At 42.1% G+C, this 16,713-nt stretch carries 13 protein-coding genes; 5 read left to right on the top strand and 8 right to left on the bottom strand.

The window, feature by feature from the left end:
- Positions 1 to 231: 231 nt before the first annotated feature.
- The gene (locus tag HXT36_RS05270; RefSeq protein WP_016793990.1) at positions 232 to 1,347 is read right to left on the bottom strand and encodes a class E sortase; all 1,116 of its coding nucleotides are present in this window, start codon (positions 1,345 to 1,347) and stop codon (positions 232 to 234) included.
- A 9-nt stretch (positions 1,348 to 1,356) separates the two neighbouring features.
- The gene (locus tag HXT36_RS05275; RefSeq protein ID WP_421778697.1) at positions 1,357 to 2,148 is read right to left on the bottom strand and encodes a DUF881 domain-containing protein; all 792 of its coding nucleotides are present in this window, start codon (positions 2,146 to 2,148) and stop codon (positions 1,357 to 1,359) included.
- Between the two features lie 76 nt (positions 2,149 to 2,224).
- On the opposite strand from HXT36_RS05275, the gene crgA reads away from it, so the two are divergent.
- Positions 2,225 to 2,626: a cell division protein CrgA gene (crgA, locus tag HXT36_RS05280; RefSeq protein WP_020757063.1), complete on the top strand. Its 402-nt coding sequence runs from the start codon at positions 2,225 to 2,227 to the stop codon at positions 2,624 to 2,626.
- Positions 2,627 to 2,731: 105 nt separating this feature from the next.
- Here crgA and HXT36_RS05285 read toward each other — a convergent pair whose 3' ends face one another.
- Complete coding sequence (locus HXT36_RS05285; RefSeq protein WP_421778698.1) at positions 2,732 to 4,054, bottom strand: THUMP-like domain-containing protein; 1,323 nt, start codon at positions 4,052 to 4,054, stop codon at positions 2,732 to 2,734.
- Positions 4,055 to 4,268: 214 nt separating this feature from the next.
- Positions 4,269 to 4,970, bottom strand: a complete 702-nt coding sequence (locus HXT36_RS05290; RefSeq protein WP_004132391.1) for a rhomboid family intramembrane serine protease — start codon at positions 4,968 to 4,970, stop codon at positions 4,269 to 4,271.
- 218 nt (positions 4,971 to 5,188) lie between these two features.
- Here HXT36_RS05290 and HXT36_RS05295 point away from each other — a divergent pair, with 218 nt between their 5' ends.
- Entirely contained in the window at positions 5,189 to 5,401 is a 213-nt protein-coding gene (locus tag HXT36_RS05295; protein ID WP_415680682.1) for a hypothetical protein, read from the top strand.
- A 104-nt stretch (positions 5,402 to 5,505) separates the two neighbouring features.
- Here HXT36_RS05295 and HXT36_RS05300 read toward each other — a convergent pair whose 3' ends face one another.
- A complete protein-coding gene (locus HXT36_RS05300) occupies positions 5,506 to 6,597 on the bottom strand; it encodes a hypothetical protein (RefSeq protein WP_116285316.1) in 1,092 nt (363 codons plus the stop codon).
- Between the two features lie 195 nt (positions 6,598 to 6,792).
- On the bottom strand, positions 6,793 to 9,276 hold the full coding sequence (locus HXT36_RS05305) for a glycogen/starch/alpha-glucan phosphorylase (protein ID WP_116285314.1): 2,484 nt from the start codon (positions 9,274 to 9,276) through the stop codon (positions 6,793 to 6,795).
- Positions 9,277 to 9,519: 243 nt separating this feature from the next.
- On the opposite strand from HXT36_RS05305, the gene HXT36_RS05310 reads away from it, so the two are divergent.
- The gene (locus HXT36_RS05310) at positions 9,520 to 9,984 is read left to right on the top strand and encodes a sterol carrier family protein (protein WP_016801870.1); all 465 of its coding nucleotides are present in this window, start codon (positions 9,520 to 9,522) and stop codon (positions 9,982 to 9,984) included.
- A gap of 89 nt (positions 9,985 to 10,073) precedes the next feature.
- Here HXT36_RS05310 and HXT36_RS05315 read toward each other — a convergent pair whose 3' ends face one another.
- Positions 10,074 to 10,502, bottom strand: a complete 429-nt coding sequence (locus HXT36_RS05315; protein WP_016801871.1) for a DUF3073 domain-containing protein — start codon at positions 10,500 to 10,502, stop codon at positions 10,074 to 10,076.
- A 155-nt stretch (positions 10,503 to 10,657) separates the two neighbouring features.
- On the opposite strand from HXT36_RS05315, the gene trpS reads away from it, so the two are divergent.
- On the top strand, positions 10,658 to 11,749 hold the full coding sequence (gene trpS, locus HXT36_RS05320; RefSeq protein ID WP_016799802.1) for a tryptophan--tRNA ligase: 1,092 nt from the start codon (positions 10,658 to 10,660) through the stop codon (positions 11,747 to 11,749).
- Positions 11,750 to 11,865: 116 nt separating this feature from the next.
- Here trpS and HXT36_RS05325 read toward each other — a convergent pair whose 3' ends face one another.
- Positions 11,866 to 13,671 (bottom strand): threonine/serine ThrE exporter family protein, encoded by a 1,806-nt coding sequence (locus tag HXT36_RS05325; protein ID WP_421778700.1) that lies wholly within the window; start codon positions 13,669 to 13,671, stop codon positions 11,866 to 11,868.
- Between the two features lie 206 nt (positions 13,672 to 13,877).
- Here HXT36_RS05325 and HXT36_RS05330 point away from each other — a divergent pair, with 206 nt between their 5' ends.
- On the top strand, positions 13,878 to 16,634 hold the full coding sequence (locus tag HXT36_RS05330) for a phosphoenolpyruvate carboxylase (RefSeq protein ID WP_421778701.1): 2,757 nt from the start codon (positions 13,878 to 13,880) through the stop codon (positions 16,632 to 16,634).
- Positions 16,635 to 16,713: the final 79 nt, after the last annotated feature.

Here is a 16,713-nt window from a genome sequence, read left to right on the forward strand (position 1 = left end):
CAAGAAGCCGCCTAGCTTGCCGTTGTTTTAACGGTGCTAGGCGGCGTTTTGTATTTAACTTGTAAGCTACTTAACTTGTAAGCTACTAAGATTAATAGTTTGTGTTTTAATAAGCTATTTTAATAAGCTATCAAACCAATGATTTATAAGCTGCTTGTAATCTAATAAGCTAGAAAACTAATTAGATAAGTAAACTGTAAACTAATAGATTCCTAGCTTATTAGTAGCGATTTAATAAATCGTTGTTGTGTATGCAGACATTTCTCTTAAGAATGGAATTGTTGCCGAAGCAAACGGATATATCCATTGCATAAGAATTGCAATTGCTGTTACGTAGATTAGTGCACAAAGAACTAATCTTATTGGCAAAATACCAGGCTGCAAGCGCATAAGTCCGCCAAAAATGCTAAATTCTGGCTTTGGCTTTAATCCAGCTCGAATTTGACGTCTTAGAGGCCACTGCCAAGCTATAGCTGCTGCAGCGAAGATAATAATGTACGCAACTATAGCAATAAGCATAATTGGCACAAGTGAATCTAGCTTAGAAACCAAAGACTGCTGTTCGTTGTTTACAAACTTAACTTGACCGTTTGCATCTACCGTAGAAAGCTCTTTAGGAATACCGTCGGAAACCTTAGCCCAATAATCAAACTCGCCAAAGCTAATAAAGCGGAACTTAGGAGTTGAATATTTTGGCTCACAAGTAACAAGCGTAATCATGCGCTTTTTAGGATTCTTGCTGTGATTTATTGGGTCTTGATCAAGAACTTCACTTTGATCTGGTCTAACAATCTTGTGAGTAACGTACTTATAAACGAACCAATAATCTTTTGTGCGAATAATAATAGGATCGCCCTTTTGGAATCGGTCAACGTCTGCTAAAGGCTGACCGTAACCATTTCGGTGACCACTAATAGCCAAGTTTCCAATTTCTCCTGGCATTTCTGTTTTAGGGAAGTGTGCAAGTCCTCGCCTATTTAATATTTCTAGGCTAACGCCTTCAACAATATTGCGCTCCCATTGATCGCCAAACCTAGGAATGTATGCTCGAGCAACAAGTTCTCCATACTTTACTTTTTGCAATTTAGGAGGATCGTCTACTTGAGGAAGAGCAATCTTGGTTTTTTTACCAGCAGCAGGATTCTTCCACGAAACAGCCTCTCTGGTTTCAAACTGTACATGCTCGGATTGAGCGCCCGTCCACCACATTTGCCAGACAATGTACAATGCGCAAACAACTGCAAAAGCTATAAGAAGTTCTCCAACAACGCCAGCTATTGTCCAAAGTGCGCTAGCCTTTGTTGCTTTGGCTTCGCTACGTTCGTGCTTGTAGTTAGAACGCTTCATTTTACTCCTTTATTGTTTGGTGGAATGGTGTTGGGGAATATTGTCAATAATATCTGCATCTTTTGGAACCGATGCAAACCTTAGAGGCTGCAATAATGCAGACGACTCTAAGAACTTTAGGTTCCCCCTTTTTTCCACTTTCCATCCCAGCCCAAAAGTACTGACATAGTCTTTATATGTTTGAATTGCTGGAGAATTATCCAACGATTCTATCATGTCTTCTATTGAGCCAATAGCAGATATTCTATACGGTGGCGAGTACTGATGGCCTTGCAACATAAGCACATTTCCAATACAAACAACAGCTGAATTAAACAAGATTCTTTGACCCTGAATTGTTATAGCCTCCGCTCCGCCTTTCCATAGGGCATTTACAACGGCTTCTATATCTTGTTGGTGAATTACATAGTCATTTATGTTTGCGGAGCTTCCAGACCCGTTTACGGCCGTTTTCCAAAGTGGCGAATCGTTTAGCGTTACAGTAATTCCTGGTCCTTGTATTGCTGGAAGTATTGTGCTTGCGCCAGTATCGTCGGAAGAATCAGACCCGCTTGTGCTGCTTGTTAACGTTTTGTTTAGAAGATTAACTTTAGAATCTAACTCTTTAACCTCTTCTCTCAAAGATTTTGCTCTTTGAGAATTTCTTTCCACCATTTGCCCCGTATCGGAAGTTACAAATGCAGTACGATTTATGCGCAAATTAGTAACGAATAAGTAACCAGTAAAACAAATTGCTAGGGCAACGGCAACGCTTCCTAACAGCGATTTTCTAGCGCCGTGTTTACCTGTTTGTTTTGCCATATTACCCATTCTTCTTCTTGCGTTCGAGTGTAACTATTATTATAGCGTGTAGCCGATTGATTGGAGTGTTACTGTTATGGCTGACGAAGAATTGAATAAATTGAACACCACTTCATCTGCCGATGTGGATGAATCTCAAAACTCTTCTAAAGAAGACTTGTATGGTGTTCCTATGGAACAGGTTGAAGCTGTTTTGAACGCAACTGCCGATAAGTCGTCGTTGTCTCCGCAAATACAGCGCATGATGAAGCGTCAAGAAGAAAATACTCGCAGAGTTGAAGAGTCCATTAAGGGCACTAAAGCTAATGCTGGATGGTTTGTTCCACTATTTTGCACGCTTATGATTGTTGGCTTGTTCTGGGCTGTTATTTATTACTTGAATCCTGCTTTGCCAATTCCAGGAATTGGAGCGTTTAATCTTTTGATTGCAGCGTGCTTGGTTATGGCTGGATTCTTAATGACAATGTGCTGGAGATAGCTTGTATATAGCTTGTATATAGCTTGATTTTTGATGGCTGCATGTAATAAGCATGCAGCCATTTTTATATGCGTGTTTTGTGTTTTTGTGCATTTTGTGTGTTTATTACTCCGCTTTACTTGCACAAATAAGAACATGATTATTTTTAGAATCGGTAGTTGCAATAATCCTAGTGTTTCCACCGTCTTTTAACTTAAGCCTTTTCTTTAAGTCGTTTACGCTTAGTGGAAAATTGTATGTTGCAATATTTGCGTAAGTTATTTTAGAAAGAGCTTTGCTGATTTCTTTTTTGTTTAAGCTACAAATATTGTCTATTTTCCAAATGTTTCCAGGAAAATCTGATTTATATTCGCAAGATATAAAAACGTGGCTGTTGCTTGCGATTTGAACTATGTTGTATTTAGAGCTTAAAATCTTAAAAAATCCCGACTTCATAATTGAAGAATTTGGCTCATAAACATATTTAGCGCAGTTTTTCCAATCACTTATTGAATCATTTGAATCATTTGAGTTTTGTTCGGTTTTTATGTGTGATTCTTGCGATTTTTGCGTCTCTTGCACTTCTTCTACTTTATTTAAGTCCAGATTGTATTTTGCGTTAAAAACGGTTACTGAATCGTTGTTTGCGCAATAAACTTCAATATTTGAATGCATGTTTGAGTCCAATACTAAAAGCAGCTCTTTGCACTCATTATTGTGCGAAACAATGTGTACTTGACTAACGTTTCCACAAAAATCGCAAACAGCTTTTCTCCAATCAAGCATTGGAGATAGTTTAATAATCACAAATTTTGCTACTTGCAGCATGCGTGGTTTTAGTTCTAAAACATTAGGTGTGCAATCTTTAATCGCGTACGTTCTAGCTCCACTTTTATCTCGTCTTGCAGGATCAATGTAAATAATCGTTGCGTAGTCTACTTTTTCTAAAACTTCTACGCTTGTTGAGTTTACGCATTGAACATTGTTTAAGTGCATAGCAGTCATATTGTGTTGGCTTATGGCAGATAGTTCTTCTTGAGTTTCTACGCAAATTGCTTTGCAAAACTCTTGGCTCATAATTGCGCAATCTACTCCAAATCCGCCAGTTAAGTCGATTAGGGTTGTTTTGCACTTATCAATATTGTTGTTTTTTATAAGACGATTTGCTATGCGTGCTTTATATTGTGCGGTTGCTTGCGATGAGCACTGTTCCATAGAAATATGTGATGGGTATATAACTTGATTGTTTTTGTACCACATTGGCAACTTTGTTTTTGCAATTTGCATTCCGCTTATTTGATTAACAGCAAAAGCAACATTCACGTTTGGGTTATTAGACGCTTTTAGTGCAGCTTCTTTTGGGTTTGTGTTTTGATTTTGAAGAATAAAATCAATAGTTTGCTGATTTTGATCTTGTAGTTGTTTTGTGTGAGTGTTGTTAGATTGCATAATTCTATTTTTGATTAAGGTTTAGAGAAAGTCACAATTTTTCAAAAATGTGGATAACTTTTATACACTTGTTAACATGGCTGAAAATGCAGAGTTATCAACGATTGTGTATAACAATGTGGATAACTTATTTAGATATACCCATGTTATACCCAGGTTATGCACATTCATGTCCACAATTGTGGAGAACTACACGCGTGTAATTTAACGAAATTTATTGTAAACAGAATGCGCTTATTGCAAGAAGAACAATAAGTGTTAGTAAAGAGTAAACAGCAAATCTCTCATTAAAAGATGCTTTTTTAAGAAGAGGATTATTAGTGCCGAGTAAAGCAGACAGAACTATTCCAGTAACAATTCCACCAATATGAGCTTGCCAAGCAATATTTGGAACCAAAAGAGGCATTGCAAGCGTTAGGCCAATCCAAATTAAAGTGCCATTAACGCTTTCGCCAAGTCGCCATTGCGCAACCAAAAGAGCGCCAATAAGCCCCATAATCGCTCCCGAAGCCCCATAAGCTGCAATCACCCAGTCTTGTGTAAGCTTTGAGTAAAGTAGAGTTGCAACGCATCCACCAAGCCCACTAATAGCGTATAAGAAAAAGAACTTCCATTTACCAAAGAATCTCTCAAGTTCTACGCCAAGTGAATACAAGCAAATCATGTTAAAAAGAATGTGCGTAAGTTCTGGCGCGTGAACAAACATAGACGTAAACCAAGTCCAGCTTGCTTTTGTAATCAAAAATGGCGCAAAAGCAGTATTTTCAACAAATAGTTGATATGCGCTTGGCAAAAAAGTGTGAAGAATCATCTCAATAATCCACACAAACACGCAAATGTAGATAATTGAATACGTTGCGGTTTTGCAATTAGTTTTAAAGCGCTTAACAATAGTGTTTATGTCAAAATTGTTCATAAAATAACATTATCTAATTGCATACACAAATTTGTATACATAAATAGCGACCATAATGGTCATTAAAAATGTTTCGTAAGATTTATGCTGTTTTGTGCATAAAAATATAATAAAAAGATGCAAGTGTTAAAAAAAATCACTATTATAGTGAATACACGAGTAAACTCGATACAAACGTTGACTTGGACGAGCAGGTCAGCTTAACGAAAGGAGCCATCATGGAGAACAGGTCCTCTGGCGGTTGGAAGTTCTTTGCACTGCTCTTTGGAGCACTGCTCGCAGGTATTGCAGCATTGTATGTTTACAAGCAGCATAATCCTGATTACGATCCATGGGAGCAGCCATGGGAGAACAGCTCTTCGCCAATTAACATAGGCGCAGAAAAAGAAGATAAAGACGAATCTGAAGCAGCTAAGGCAGTAGAAGCTTAATAGCTTAACTGTTTATAAACATAAGTGGCGGTAGATTTCTTTGAGAACCTGCCGTCACTCGTTTTTTATTTTGTGTTTTATTTTGTGTTTTATCTAAATATTTTTTAGAACCAAGAAGAACGAGGACGAGTGTTCTGTTCGATTCCTCTTGTATTGTCTGCAATCTCTCTAGTGTTGTTAGCAATTGCGCTTGTATTGTCTGCAATAATAAAGCTATTAACGCATGTCATAGTTTGAAGAATGTTAGAAATCTTCTGTAGCTTAATCATCTCTTCTTGATTCTCAAGCATTGTATTCTGATTATCGACCATAGCATTTAGCTTTTGTCTCATATCCATTTGATTATTAAGAACTTGGTTATGATATTGATCTCGCTTGTATGCAGTAATCATCTCTTTGATTGTATCTGCCTCGTGATTCTTAACTAGAGAAATAAAATATTCAACAGAATCTAAAACATAGTAATCATTTGGATACCAAGAAGAAGTTTCTGCAAGCATACGCTCTTTAATGTCATTCATTTCTTTGTATAGTGCATTACGACGCTCGTCAACCATGTTATTGTGTTGAACAATCTGATCATTCTTCTCTTTAATTTGTGCATTTAATTCAGAAACACGTTTTTCTTCTTTATTGTTATCGCGATTAATCTTTTTATTATATTTTTTAACAATAATCGCAGCCACAATAGCCGCAACAACGAATGCAATAACATTAATAGCAGCATAAAATACAAACGACTCAACATTGTTGTATTTAACCGAAAAAGTATAAGCATTCCACAATCCACTAAGCCAAGCTAATATAAGCAGAACCAGTAAGACTCTTCCTGTAGTTAACATTGCTTTGCTGTTCTTTGCTTTTCCAACAGCAAACACAGCTGTTATAACTACGCAAAAAATAAGTCCGTTAATATTTCCACTTAGTGCAGTAATAACTCCGAATACGACGCTAAAGGCTATACCAGCCATAAAAAGACCATAATCAGATTTTTCTTTAGCGCTGTCTGTTTTGATAAGGTTTTTAAGAATAAGTTGCTGTTCAGATAGTAATTGTCGTTTTTCTTTTTCTGCTTGCATAAACAGACTAAGTTTTTCATTAAACTTTTGTATATAATCCCTTACAGAATATAATCCGTTTAATAATTCGGCACCTTCTGGGAGCAAACTATGCTGCATATTTTCTTCTACAGACATATTTTTCCTTAATCTTAGATTAATTAAAACGTATATTTACCGCGTTATATTGTATGACTTTAAGATTACAAGTAACACATTTTATAAAAGATTGAAGAACACATAAAACGCATAAAACATATAAAAAGAGCAGCGGAAAAATGTTTCCACTGCTCTTTTCTTTATTTAATAGCTACTACAATTAGCGCCTTTTGCTTATTCAGCAGTTGGAAGAGCGCCAGTGTGCCAAATGCGATCGAGGTAATCTTCGATAGAGCGATCGGAAGAGAAGTAACCAGAGTTGGCTACGTTCAACACAGCCATACGTGCCCACTTCATCGGATCGCGGTAAGTTTCCTCAATTTGAGCTTGAATATCCATGTAAGAGCTAAAGTCAGCCATTGCCATGAAGTAATCGTGAGTAAGCCAATCGTTGACGAGTGGCTCATACACGCTCTTGTCGCCGTTGGAGAATGTGCCGTCAGCAACCATGTCTACAGCTGTCTTCAAGCGAGGATCAGACTCGTAGTACTTGCGGGAGCCGCCGTGATCGTAGCCTTCAGCGTAGAGCTTCTCAACCTCGTCAACAGTCATGCCGAAGAGGAAGAAGTTCTCAGCGCCAACGCGTTCACGAATCTCAACGTTTGCACCGTCGAGAGTACCAACAGTCAAAGCACCGTTCAAAGCGAACTTCATGTTACCAGTGCCAGAAGCTTCCTTACCAGCTTGAGAAATCTGCTCATCCAAATCGGTTGCAGGAATCAAGTTCATAGCAAGTTCAATGTTGTAGTTCTCTGGGAAGAACACTGCAAGCTTGCCCTTGCATGCTGGATCGTTGTTCACAACGCGAGCAACATTGTTGATGAGCTGAATCGTAAGCTTTGCCATAGCATAGCCTGGAGCGGACTTAGCGCCGAAGAACACGGTGCGTGGAAGCATCTTGTCTACGTCGATTGTGCCATTCTTAATTCCAGCGTATGTGGAGATAACCTGTAGGATCTTCATGGACTGGCGCTTGTACTCGTGCAAACGCTTAACAATGGTGTTAAACATAGTGTCTGGGTTGATTTCAAAGCCATACTTGTGCTTTGCAAAATCAACGAAGGCAAGCTTGTTCTCCTGCTTGACTTTAGCGAACTTCTTCACGAAGGATGGATCGTCAGCCAATGGCTTCAAACCTTCAAGAAGCTCCAAATCACCCTGCCATGCGTCGGTGCCCAAGCCCTCAGTAATAAGAGCAGACATGCGTGGGTTGCTTAAGCGAACGAAACGACGAGGAGTTACGCCGTTAGTAACGTTCTTGAACTTATCTGGGTAAACGCTGGAGAAGTCCTTTAATGTAACATCCTTCAACAACTCAGAGTGAAGCTCAGCAACGCCATTAACGTAAGAGCCGCCGTAGGTAGCCAAGTAAGCCATGCGAACTACAGCACCTTCGCCATTTTCGTCGGCGTCGGTAGCAATGCGCATACGCTCAACCTGATCCTCGGAAACGCCCTTGCTGCGAAGCTCGTTGCGGAACTGCTCGCTAATGCCTTGAATAATCTCAAGGTGGCGTGGCAAAAGTTCGCCAATAAGCTTGGCTGGCCAAACTTCCAAAGCTTCTGGAAGAAGCGTGTGGCAAGTGTAGTTGAAGGTCTTAGTAGTAATGCCCCAAGCGGTGTTCCAATCGTAGCCGTATTCGTCCATAAGAACGCGCATAAGCTCTGGAATACCAATAACTGGGTGAGTATCGTTCAACTGGAAGTTGATCTTGCTTGGGAAGGTTGTAAGATCTGGCTTATCTTGACCAGGATAGAATACGCGAATAGCGTCGTGAATAGAAGCAGCTACGAAGAAGTATTGCTGCTCAAGACGCAAAGCCTTGCCCTGTGGAGTGGAATCTTCTGGATAAAGAATCTTAGAAATGTTTTCTGCTTCAACCTGTGGCTTAACAGCATCCAAGTACTCAGACTTGTTGAAGGTGAGCAAATCAAATTCGTCGTAAGACTTAGCAGTCCACAAGCGAAGAGTGTTTACGCGACCAGAGTTGTAGCCTGGAACCATGTAGTCAACTGGTACTGCGCGAACAGCCCAATCTGGCTTCCACACGCGCTTGCCATTTTCTTCAACAACCTTGCCGCCAAAGTTAACGCGCTGATCTCTGCCGTAGTCAACGTGACCCCATGGCTCTTCGTTGCTAAGCCAGTAATCAGGGGTTTCTACCTGCTTGCCCTGCTCGTCGAAGCGCTGCTTAAAAATGCCGTAACGATATTGGATGCCGTAGCCGAATGCTGGAACGCCGATAGAGGCGAGCGAGTCAATAAAGCAGGCTGCGAGACGACCCAAACCGCCGTTACCTAAACCTGGCTCATACTCAGCATCGATAACATCTTTTGGCTCAAAACCAAGCTTTGTAACAGCCTTGTTGAACTGATCGGTAAGGCCAGCGTTAAGCAAAGCATTTTCAAGCTGCTTGCCCATTAAGAACTCTGCGCTCAAATAGCCAACAGCCTTGGTGTTTCCGTTAATCATGTCATGCTGTGTCTGCATCCAAGAGTCCATCAAATGACGACGGACAGCGGTAGCAGCGGCAACATACACATCAGCCGTAGTGGCCTGTTCTGGGGTGACACCCTGGGTATACTTCAGATTTTCTTGAAGTTCTTTGGCAAATGCCGCCGCAGTAGTCTTGGCTTTAGGCGCGACGTGTTTAGTCATATTTGACTCCTTGTGCCGTGAATAATATATTTACCTAAAATGTGCGAATAGCAACCCTTGATTATGCTGGTTGTAGCCGCGCCAAATTGCACTTAACAAGACGGTACGCGGCAATGCACACGTTTTCATTGTTGATGATACCACAACCCCAAACCCTTATTAATAATTATTTACAATATGACTTTTATAAAACAACATTAAAATCGCAAATAATACTTAGACAATTCGTGAGATAATTCAAATATGGCTGTTATACGAGAAGCGGATATAAGTGGCGCTAAAAAATCGTTTGAAACGTGGGCAAATAGTGCAAAATCTTATATAAATTCTATGAAAATAGATTCTACGAACAATAAAAAAGATTTGTGCTGCATAAACACAAGCGAAATAGGCGTTAGTGTAAACGATGAAGCAATGGCTGTTAGATATTCGCTTTACGTTCTAGAGCATATAGCTCCAGGATGCGCTGTAGAGGTAAGAGTGGCACCTTGGGGAGCTGTAAAAATCTTAGAAGGCCCACATTCGGATCCGCACAATTTAACACCGCCAGATGTTATAGAACTTGACCCAGATGTTTGGTTGCGACTTTCTTGCGCAATAACAAAATGGGATTACGAGCAGCAAATTGGGAATATAAGCGCAGTTGGAGAGCGAGACGATTTAAGCAATTTGCTGCCCGAACTTACAAAAGCTCTTCTTAACAATTAATGCTAACTAAGGGTATTTGCCTACATGCTTATCTACATATAGAATTAAGCGTTCTTGTGCAAATTCTTGTGCAAATTCTTGTGCAAAAATTACTTGTTCTTATGCATAAAACTAGGCATAGGCATAGGAATGTGATGATGAACAACGCCAGAATTGCTAGACGACTTGTCTTTAGTAGCGGCCTGAGCGGCAGACTGAGCAGCCCACTCGGCGTAGTCGTCTAAATCGTCATCTCCACTCGAAACGGAATCATGCAAGCTACCAACACTATCATTACCAGCATTAGTGTTGGTGTCTTTAGAATCATCCTCTACAGATAAGCTTTCGGAATCATCTTGATTATCTAGATAATCCTCGGTGTTATTGTAGCTATCAGATTCAAACGGATCGAAGGATCCTTGACCAGGCTCGTGAGTATTAAGCTCTTTAGCAAGCTCGTCGTAATCCGTATCGGTCGTCAGGTATTTGAGCTTACGGGCAATTTTCTGTTGCTTTGCCTTCTGTCGTCCGCGGCCCATCTGACCCCCTCATATTTACCGAAACAATCAATTCATCACACAAGAGCGTACCACTTTGCCGCAACAGAGTATATTGTCTGAGTGAACTTTTACCATAAAAGCCATATTTTAGGCGTAAAAATCGCAAGAAAAATTGCGTGTGTAAGGAGTTAGAAATGGCAGAAGAAGCACAGGTTACAGCTGCTGGAAACGAGATAAGCGCAAGCTTTGTGGCAGCTCAAAAACGTTCAGACGCAACGCTTGAGAAGCTAAAAGCAAATCCTAGCTCCTTTACAATGCTTACAGGAGATAGGCCAACAGGAAGACTTCACTTAGGTCATTATTTTGGTTCGATTCGTGAGCGTGTCGCAATGCAAAATCTTGGCGTAAACACAAACGTGATTATTGCAGACTACCAGGTGATTACAGATAGAGACACTGTTGAGCATGTAGAAGATAACGTGCTAAACCTTGTTCTTGACTACATGGCTGCTGGAATTGACCCTAAGAAAACCATGATTTTTACGCACTCCGCTGTGCCTGCAGAAAACCAGCTTATGCTGCCATTCTTGTCTTTAGTTACAGAAGCCGAATTGCATAGAAATCCTACTGTTAAAGCCGAAATGGAGGCTTCGGGTCACGCTTTAACAGGACTTTTGCTTACGTACCCGGTGCATCAAGCTTGCGATATTCTGTTTTGCAAAGCAAATGTTGTGCCAATTGGCAAAGATAATTTGCCACATATTGAGATTACGCGCACGATTGCTCGCAGGTTTAACGAGAGATACGCAAAGAAGAATCCTGTTTTCCCAGAGCCAGCTGCGATTCTTTCGGATACGCCAGAAATTCCAGGATTAGACGGCCGCAAGATGAGCAAGTCTTACGGAAACTCGATTATGCTTGGCGCAACTGCCGAAGAAACAGCAAAGTTGATTAAGAAGAGTCCAACTGATTCTGAGCGCACAATTACTTTTGATCCAGTGGCTCGTCCGCAAGTTTCTGCGCTTTTGACTACTGCTGGTTTGGTTACAGGCAGGGATCCAAAAGATATTGCGCAAGAAATCGGCAACGCGGGCGCAGGAGCACTAAAAGCGTACGTTATTGAATCTGTAAACAACTTCCTTGCTCCACACCGCCAGCGTAGAGCGGAATTGGCCAAAGATATGGATTCAATTCGCGATATTTTGCACGACGGAAATGCGCGAGCTGCTGCGATTGCACAAGAGACGCTTGATCAAGTGCGCGAAGCAATGAATATGAAGTATTGATTAATTCTTGATTGATAAAGCTTTCTTGATTGCATATTTTGATTGCATGCAAATAGAACGCGCATAAATAAAACGCCCAGTAGCAGCTGGGCGTTTTTTTGTTTATTAGCTTATGACTAAATGTCGTATCGCCAGCTTTTATCTGTTATAACGCGCGCAACTGCAAGCCCTAATGGCAAGCAAATAATCACCATAAACGCGCGGAAAGTCCAGTCTAAAGCAGGAAGAGTATTAAACTGCCCAAGATAAAACATTGCGCGATACATATAAAGTCCAGGAACCATAATCACAATAGATGGAACCGTAAGACCAATGCGCGGATATCCCAAGTATTGCGGCGCCCAGCCTCTATGCACAATTGCACGCCAGGCGGAAGCCAAAAGGCCAGCAAGCAAAGCGCCAGTAAATGCTGCGATTTCTGCAGCAATACCAAAATCAGCCATTGTTAAGCGCAAAGTATCGGTAATTGCGCCGATTGTTCCAGCAACAAAACACATTCGTTGAGGCGAATTAAACAGAACGGAGAATCCCCACACGCCTGCAAACGCTGTAATCATTCTAAGAACAGCATTAAGCCAAGGATTTAAGCCAAGCGGAGTAAAACCTTGAGGGTCTAGCTGAACAAGGCTTGCAACCATCCAGCCAGCAAGAGTGCCCATTAGAATAATCGCCATTGTGTAGCAAAGCCGCTGAATGCCAGAAGGAAAATCAATCTTAGCAATATCTAAGCCGCCTGTAATAAGCGGGAAGCCTGGAATCACAAACAAAACAGAACCAATATAAGCCGTATTGTGATGCAAAGCAGAAGGGTCAAAGCAGCCAATAATGCGCAAAGAAGCAATGCAACTTAAAGCGCCAACAGCAACAGCAATAAACGTTACAACAAATTGGTTTAGATGATGCATAAACATGCGTCTTCTAACGTAGTGGCCGATTCCAGCGCCAATAAAAGCACCAAGCATGTCGTAAGCGCCGCCGCCGAGCAAAAATGCGAAGGATGCGCATGCTACAGCAGAGGCAAGGCCCGCAAACCACGGTTTATAAAGAGGCTTGCGGTTTTTGATTAAGTCTAAGCGGTCGTGAACTTGACGAACCGTAAGCGGCGCGGAAAAATCGCCAGCAGGATTTGCGTTAGATGAAGTAGTGGAATTGTTTTTAAGATCTGAATTCAAATTATTTTGGCTATTTTGAGTATTTTTAACATTCTTGACATTTTGAACGTGAGAAAAATGCTCAGCATACGTTTTTTCTGGCTGAAGCGCAAAAATTCCGCGAGGTTTTTCTTTACGAATCGCTTCTTGAATTGCCATTTTTTCTTCGACTTTTGCAGCGTGCTCCTCTGACTGCTTAGCTGTTTGAACAATCGCGTTCTCGTTACTGCTAGCTTGAAGAGTGTCTACTAATTCCTTGGAAACAGTGGCTTTTGAATGATATAAGGAATCGTTTCCAAGTTTAACGTTAAACCAATCTGCAAAATGTTCGAGAAGCCAAATTCTCTCTGTGTTTACGCCAGTAGTAGGAAGATCAACAACTTCTGTAATTCGCTCGTGCTTATCTGTGCAAGTAGCTTCAATATCGGTTAAATTAACGTCTGCACGAACGTTTACGCCCATAGGTTCGCCAACGCGGTGCATAAGCTCGCGAACGCGGTAGCTTCCAGTTCCAGCGCCTAAACCTAAAGCGCCAACACGAATAATAATGCTGGATTTTGCTGCAATTCCAGCTTGCGTAACTGGTTTATCCCAATCGCGCTCAACATCTTCCATATCTAGCGGAATCGCGTGCGTTTGAAAGCGCCCAGAAGGCTTTCCAACAATATGACCAGTCGAAAGTATTTGCGGCTTATTGCTATCGCTGTTACTGCCGTTATTATTGCTGCTATTGCTATCGCTGCTATCCGCGTTATTCTCTTCTATGCTCACAATTTTTTAGTATACGCATTGCATTGCCTATAAAAAATTATATAAAAAATTTATACAAAAAATCAGTCCTAAGGTCGGTTCACAATTATTTTGGAATCTCGCTGGAAACAAAGGCTGTGGGCTTGCAACTTTTGACCTAAATAACCGCGGAGGAGCCGCGGAAGTCAAACGACCAAGCAACCTTATGACTAGCACAAGGAGGTCTGATGACAACTCAAAATCAACAGGTAACTCCAGCAGACGCAACGATTGTAACGTCTGGTTTAGGGCGAAAAGGCCCCGAGGAGCGTGAACTTCCAGCATCGCTTAAGCAAGACATGGATTTGTGCTTGCATATTCTGCGCGATGTTTTGGGCGAATTTGATGAAAAATTATTAACCGTATTTGACGAAGTGCGCTTAAATGCTGTAGACGCAAGTGCTGCACACTTTAATCAAATGCTTGATGCTCAAGAAACAGAAAACGACGGATTAAGCAAGGCTGTAGAAAAAATCAACGGCATGGATTTGCCAGATATGCAATTGCTTGCACGCGCGTTTGCTACATACTTCCATCTTGCAAACCTTTGCGAAGAAAACTACAGGGTTTCTGTGCTTCATCAGCGTGAATGCGACGTTGAGGATTCCAATCCAGTGGACCCAGTAAACGAGCTAACTTGCGCATATCATAAGTTGCTTACGGAAATGAGCCCTGCGCAAGCTAAGGAATTGCTTGCAAAGCTTGAGTTCCACCCAGTTTTTACTGCGCACCCAACAGAAGCAAGACGCAAGGCTGTAGCTGGTAAAATCCGCAGAATATCAAAGCTTCTAAGCAAGCACAATAGTTTAGGCGGATCGGATAAGCGCGAAAACTACAGGCGTCTATACAACGAGATTGACGCATTGCTGCGTACCTCTCCAATCGCACTTAAAAAGCCAACTCCTGTTGAAGAAGCAGACACGATTCTAGATATTTTTGACGCCACTTTGTTCAACACAATTCCTCTGGTTTATCGCAGATTTGACGATTGGCTGCTAGGTAAAAAGGCTGGCTTAGTGCCGCCGCGTTGCCCAGCATTCTTCCACCCAGGAAGCTGGATTGGCTCCGATAGAGACGGAAATCCAAACGTTACGGCAAAAGTTAGCAGGCAAGTTGCTCGAAAGTTTAGCGACCACGTTCTTGCTGCCCTAGAGGAGCGCACGCGTGAAGTTGGAAAATGCTTAACAATGGAAACGCGCACAACTCCTCCAAGCGTTGAGCTTTTGGAGCTTTGGAATCGTCAGCGAGAAATGAGCGAGCAGCTAACGGAAAGCGCATCCGACGTTTCCAACAGCGAGCCACATAGAGCCGTTATGCTTGTTATGGCAGATCGTTTGCACAGAACGATTAGCCGAGATACAGACTTAATGTATCATTCTTGCGAAGATTTTATTGAAGACTTGCACATTGTACAAAGGTCTCTTGCGGCTGCTGGCGATTCGCGCGCGGCTTATGGTCCGTTGCAAGATCTTATTTGGCAAGCGCAAACCTTTGGATTCCACATGGTGGAAATGGAGTTCCGTCAGCATTCGCTCGTGCATTCGCGCGCTTTGGAAGATATTCGCGAACACGGTTTGCATGGAGAGCGTGGACCTCTTCAGCCAATGACTCGCGAAGTTCTAGACACATTCCGCGCGCTTGGAGCTATTCAAAAGCGCAACGGTATGCGTGCAGCTCGCCGCTACATTATTTCGTTTGCAAAGTCTGCTCAGCATGTTTGCGATGTGTTTGAGCTTAATCGCCTTGCGTTTGCGCACCCTCAAGATGCGCCAACAATCGACGTAATCCCGCTTTTTGAGCAGCTGGAAGACTTGCAAAATTCGGTTAATGTTTTGGAAGAAATCATTAAGATTCCAGAAGTTCAGGCTCGCTTAAAGGCCACTGGCCGAAAGATGGAAGTTATGCTCGGCTACTCCGACTCTTCCAAAGACGCAGGCCCGACTTCTGCAACGCTTGCTTTACATTCTGCTCAAGAGCGCATTGCTCAATGGGCTAAAAAGCACGATATTGACCTAACGCTGTTCCATGGCCGCGGAGGCGCTGTTGGACGAGGCGGAGGCCCTGCAAACCGTGCTGTTTTGGCTCAGCCAGTTGGGTCGGTAAATTGCCGATTTAAGCTTACTGAGCAAGGCGAGGTTATTTTTGCTCGCTATGGTAACCCAATTTTGGCGATTCGCCACTTGGAATCCGTGGCTGCAGCAACTTTGCTTCAGTCGGCTCCAAGCGTTGAGAAAACAAACACAGAGATGACGCATAAGTATGCGGATATGGCTCAAAAGCTTGATGTTGCAGCGCATAATCGTTTTATTGATTTGCTTCAAACAGATGACTTTACGCCGTGGTTCTCAACTGTTACTCCGCTTAGTGAGATTGGTTTGCTCCCAATCGGCTCTCGCCCTGCAAAGCGTGGACTTGGCGCAAAGTCTTTGGACGATTTGCGTACAATCCCGTGGGTTTTCTCTTGGGCACAAGCTCGAATCAACTTGGCAGCGTGGTACGGCTTGGGTACAGCTTGCGAAAAGTTTGGCGACTTGCAAACTTTGCGCAAAGCATACGAAGAGTGGCCGCTGTTTAGTACTTTTATTGACAACATTGAGATGTCTTTGGCTAAAACGGATGAGCGAATTGCTCGCATGTATCTAAGCCTTGGAGATCGCGAAGATTTGAGTAATAAAGTGCTTTCCGAGATGCAACTTACTCGCAAGTGGGTTTTGCAAATTGTTGGAGATAAATGGCCGTTGCAGCATCGCCATGTGCTTGGCCAGGCGATTCGCGTGCGCTCGCCTTACGTGGACGCGCTTTCTGTGATTCAGTCACTTGCATTGCATAAGCTGCGCAACAAGGTAGATAAAGAAGAGCTTAGCGAAAGCCAGCAAGCAGAGTTTATTTACTTGATTCTTTGCACAGTTTCTGGTGTTGCTGCAGGCTTGCAAAACACTGGATGATTTTAATAAATTACTGAATCAAGAAGGCTCTCGTATTTGCGAATTGCAATACGGGAGCTTTTTTGATAATAGGCTTATA

The sequence above is a fragment of the Gardnerella sp. DNF01144 genome (assembly GCF_049244245.1).
Taxonomy (GTDB): domain Bacteria; phylum Actinomycetota; class Actinomycetes; order Actinomycetales; family Bifidobacteriaceae; genus Bifidobacterium; species Bifidobacterium piotii.

What these genes read in the sequence shown, in the direction of transcription:
- HXT36_RS05330 (WP_421778701.1), top strand. Translation starts at nt 13,878, where the DNA reads ATGACAACTCAAAATCAACAGGTAACTCCAGCAGACGCAACGATTGTA.
- trpS (WP_016799802.1), top strand. Translation starts at nt 10,658, where the DNA reads ATGGCAGAAGAAGCACAGGTTACAGCTGCTGGAAACGAGATAAGCGCA.
- HXT36_RS05295 (WP_415680682.1), top strand. Translation starts at nt 5,189, where the DNA reads ATGGAGAACAGGTCCTCTGGCGGTTGGAAGTTCTTTGCACTGCTCTTT.
- HXT36_RS05310 (WP_016801870.1), top strand. Translation starts at nt 9,520, where the DNA reads ATGGCTGTTATACGAGAAGCGGATATAAGTGGCGCTAAAAAATCGTTT.
- crgA (WP_020757063.1), top strand. Translation starts at nt 2,225, where the DNA reads ATGGCTGACGAAGAATTGAATAAATTGAACACCACTTCATCTGCCGAT.
- HXT36_RS05275 (WP_421778697.1), bottom strand. Translation starts at nt 2,148, where the DNA reads ATGGCAAAACAAACAGGTAAACACGGCGCTAGAAAATCGCTGTTAGGA.
- HXT36_RS05315 (WP_016801871.1), bottom strand. Translation starts at nt 10,502, where the DNA reads ATGGGCCGCGGACGACAGAAGGCAAAGCAACAGAAAATTGCCCGTAAG.
- HXT36_RS05270 (WP_016793990.1), bottom strand. Translation starts at nt 1,347, where the DNA reads ATGAAGCGTTCTAACTACAAGCACGAACGTAGCGAAGCCAAAGCAACA.
- HXT36_RS05300 (WP_116285316.1), bottom strand. Translation starts at nt 6,597, where the DNA reads ATGTCTGTAGAAGAAAATATGCAGCATAGTTTGCTCCCAGAAGGTGCC.
- HXT36_RS05290 (WP_004132391.1), bottom strand. Translation starts at nt 4,970, where the DNA reads ATGAACAATTTTGACATAAACACTATTGTTAAGCGCTTTAAAACTAAT.
- HXT36_RS05305 (WP_116285314.1), bottom strand. Translation starts at nt 9,276, where the DNA reads ATGACTAAACACGTCGCGCCTAAAGCCAAGACTACTGCGGCGGCATTT.
- HXT36_RS05285 (WP_421778698.1), bottom strand. Translation starts at nt 4,054, where the DNA reads ATGCAATCTAACAACACTCACACAAAACAACTACAAGATCAAAATCAG.